This window comes from Nostocoides sp., from assembly GCF_035343835.1.
Classification (GTDB): domain Bacteria; phylum Actinomycetota; class Actinomycetes; order Actinomycetales; family Dermatophilaceae; genus Nostocoides_A; species Nostocoides_A vanveenii.
This window is the reverse complement of sequence record NZ_DAOQZV010000296.1, coordinates 1-3,458: the sequence shown is the minus strand read 5'-3', so window position 1 is coordinate 3,458 and position 3,458 is coordinate 1. Positions and strand designations below refer to the sequence as shown.

The 3,458-nt window shown below is 70.0% G+C and carries 3 protein-coding genes; 1 reads left to right on the top strand and 2 read right to left on the bottom strand.

Annotated elements, in window-relative coordinates:
* Positions 1–83 precede the first annotated feature (83 nt).
* Both PKH97_RS15090 and PKH97_RS15085 read right to left on the bottom strand, forming a co-directional pair.
* Positions 84–1,286 (bottom strand): M20 family metallopeptidase, encoded by a 1,203-nt coding sequence (locus tag PKH97_RS15090; protein ID WP_324388410.1) that lies wholly within the window; start codon positions 1,284–1,286, stop codon positions 84–86.
* Positions 1,287–1,372: 86 nt separating this feature from the next.
* The gene (locus PKH97_RS15085; protein ID WP_324388408.1) at positions 1,373–2,593 is read right to left on the bottom strand and encodes a PrsW family intramembrane metalloprotease; all 1,221 of its coding nucleotides are present in this window, start codon (positions 2,591–2,593) and stop codon (positions 1,373–1,375) included.
* A gap of 41 nt (positions 2,594–2,634) precedes the next feature.
* Here PKH97_RS15085 and orn point away from each other — a divergent pair, with 41 nt between their 5' ends.
* Positions 2,635–3,267, top strand: a complete 633-nt coding sequence (orn, locus tag PKH97_RS15080) for an oligoribonuclease (RefSeq protein WP_324388406.1) — start codon at positions 2,635–2,637, stop codon at positions 3,265–3,267.
* Positions 3,268–3,458 lie beyond the last annotated feature (191 nt).

Below are 3,458 nucleotides of genomic sequence, written 5' to 3'. Positions count from 1 at the left end.
CCACCGCGGCGTTTCACCACCGCGGCGTTGACCACCGCCGCGTTCACCGACCGCGGCGACCGCTCGGCATACGCGCTGGGGTGTCAGCGCGGGTCGCGCAGCCGCCGGAGGGCAAGTTCGGCGAGCAGCAGCGCCTGGTCCGGCAGGACCGAGTCGTCGAAGTGCGCGATGGGCGAATGGTTGTCGGGCGCCTGCTTGGGATCGGCCGCGGGGCAGGCCGACAGAAAGACGTAGGCCGACGGCACCTGCTGCGCGACGAAGGCGAAGTCCTCGGCACCCGCCTCCGGGTGGGGCATCTCGGCATACCGGCTCTCGCCGAACAACTCCACGGCGGTCGAGCGCAGGAAGTCCCATTCGGTGGCGTCGTTCGAGGTCACCGGATAGCCCATCAGCCAGGTGACCTCGCCGGTCATCCCGTGGGCCGCGGTGATGCCGTTGACGACGCGCCCGAGGGCATCGTGCACGCGCGAGCGGTTGGCGTCGGAGAAGGTGCGGACGGTGAGTTCCAGGATCGCGTCGTCGGGGATGATGTTGTCCTTGGTGCCGCCGGCGATCTTGCCGCAGGTGACCACCATCGGATCCATCGCGTCGAACTGGCGGGTGACCATCAACTGGAGCGCGAGCACGATCTCGCAGGCCACCGGCACCGGGTCGAGCGCGAGGTGCGGTTGCGAGCCGTGCCCGCCCTTGCCCACGACACGCACGACGCATTCGTCGGCAGCGGCCATCATCGGCCCCGGCCGCCCGAACCACGTCCCGAGCGGCTCACCCGCCGACGACACGTGGAGGGCGTATGCCGCGATCACCGGCACACCTGCCGCGTCCAGCAGGCCCTCCTCCAGCATGATCGCCGCCCCGCCCGGCCCTTCCTCCCCCGGCTGGAACATCAGAATGACGTCACCCGCGAGTTCGTGCCGGCGAGCCGCGAGCAGGCGGGCCGCACCCACCAGGCCGGCCACGTGCAGGTCATGCCCGCACGCGTGCATCAGGCCGGGCTCCTGCGAGACGTAGTCGACGTCGAGCCGCTCGGTCAGCGGCAGGGCGTCCATGTCCCCCCGCAACAGCACCGCCCGCCGCTGACCATCGACAGGCGCCGCGCCCCGCACCACCGCGACAACCGACGACAGCCCGGTGCCGAGGATGATCTCCAGGCCCAGCCCGTCGAGCGCGTCGAGCACCCGGCGCTGGGTATGGGGCAGGTCCAGCCCGAGCTCGGGGTGGCGGTGCAACTCATGCCGCAGCGCCGTCAGCTCATCGGCGAATCCTGGGGGCAGTAGGTCAGTCACAACTTTTCTCCGGCTCCGGGACGGTTCAACGTGGTAGGGCTTGACAGTCGGTCGAAGGGTCAGCCGGGGCACAGCGTTGCCGCCGGTCACCGCACGGTTGTGCCGAGGAAGCTGCGGCGGGCCAGGGTCATGGTGTCCAGCAGTTGGCGCTCGGTGTCCAGCGCCCGGGCATCCGCCGACTGGTGGTACATCCGGTGGCGCAGCAGCCCCAACTCCGAGGCGGCGTCTTGAAACTGGCGCATCGACGCCAGCCCGGCGGAACCGCTCGAGGTCTTGGCCCACACGCGCGCCTCGCGGCGGTGCCCCATATTGGCGAGCATGACGACCTCGCTCGGGCTCAGCCAGCCGGCGTCGGCGTATTGGCTGAGGTATTTGCCGATGATCCGCCCCTCGCGGCGCCGCGCCCAGATGACGAGCACGGCATACCCGACGAACACCGGCACGCCCACGAGGAAGTAGCCGACCAGCAGTCCGGCGCCCCCGGTCACGGCGGATAGATTCCACAGCCCGTGGGCGGTCACGGCCAGCGCCCACCCGACCACGGGCGCAACGACCCGAGCTAGTCCGCTGCGAGCGGTGGCGGCGACACCGATCCCGATGCCGGTCAGGCAGGTGAACATCGGGTGGGCGAACGGACTCATCACCCCGCGCCCGACGAAGGTGGCGGCGAGCATCTCCTGACCACCCGCGGCATACGCCTGCCCCAGATATTGGATGTTCTCGGTGAACGCGAACCCGGCGGCGGCGATTCCGGCGTAGACCATCCCGTCGACGATCCCGTCGAACTCCCGACGCCGCAGCCGCCAGATGAGCAGCACGATCAGGCCCTTGAGCGACTCCTCGACCACGGGCGCAACCACGGTCGCCGTGGTCGCCATCGCGCTCGCCGGATCCGTCGCCGCCTGGATCACCAGCATGGCGCCCGTGTTGAACAACGCCGCGAGCAGAGACGCGACGAGCGCGCCCCAGAGGAAGGCGACGATCAGATAGCGCCGCGGCTCGGCCTCGAAGCGGTCGAGCCACAAGAACGTCGGAACGACGATACCGAGCGGGATCGCGGCCAGCAGCAGTGCGAGCAACGCCGTGATGACGCCCAGCGCCGCGCCGAAGTAGGCCGCGAGCGCCAGACCCGCAATCGTGAAGCCGGCGACGAGCAGACCCGTGACCAGCCAGCCCCGCAGCGCCCGCCGCGGGCTCGCCGCGGCCGCCACGGGCTGATAACCAGGCACGTATGACGCATACCCGCCCCCGCCGGTCGGACCCGGCTGCTGCTGGTTGGGAGCCACGGGGGCCTGCTGCCATGCCATGCATGGGAGGGTAATGCAGGCCTGGTCGTAAGGTTGGCCGGGTGACGGAACGTACGCCCAAGCCCGAGGTGGATCGGGCTACCAAAGATCGCATCGTCTGGATCGACTGCGAGATGACCGGGCTGTCGCTGGAAGCCGACGCCCTGGTCGAAGTCGCGGCCCTCGTCACCGACTTCGAGCTCAACCAACTCGGCGAGGGCGTCGACCTGGTCATCAAGCCCCCGGCCGAGGCGCTGGCACAGATGAACGATGTGGTGCGGACGATGCATACGTCCTCCGGCCTGCTCGACGAATTGGAGCACGGGATCACCCTCGACGAGGCGTGCGCGCAGGTCATGGCCTATGTCAAGGAGTGGGTGCCCGAGCCGCGGCGGGCGCCGCTGGGCGGGAACACGGTGGCCACCGATCGCGGCTTCCTGGCGCGCGATATGCCCGAGCTGGACGCCTGGCTGCACTACCGGATCGTCGACGTCTCCTCGATCAAGGAGCTCTCGCGCCGGTGGTTCCCCAGGGCCTATTTCAACGCGCCCGCCAAGAAGGGCGGCCACCGGGCCTTGGCCGACATCCGCGAGTCGATCACCGAGTTGCGCTACTACCGCGAGGCCGTCTTCGTCCCGCAGCCCGGCCCGGACTCGATCTCGGCCCGCTCAATCGCCGCCCGCGTCTCGGACTGAGCCGTTCGCGTCCCGCCCCGTCTGGCTCCCAGCTCTGCGTGGGAGAGGCCGGCCCGCCCCGTCTGGGTCCCACGCTCTGCGTGGGAGAGGCCGGTTCAGCCCCGTCGAGAGGCTCAAGAGCACGCGGCAGAACGGCATACGGCCCGGAAATGAATCAACCTCCCGCACGTGGCGGGAGGTTGATCGGTGGG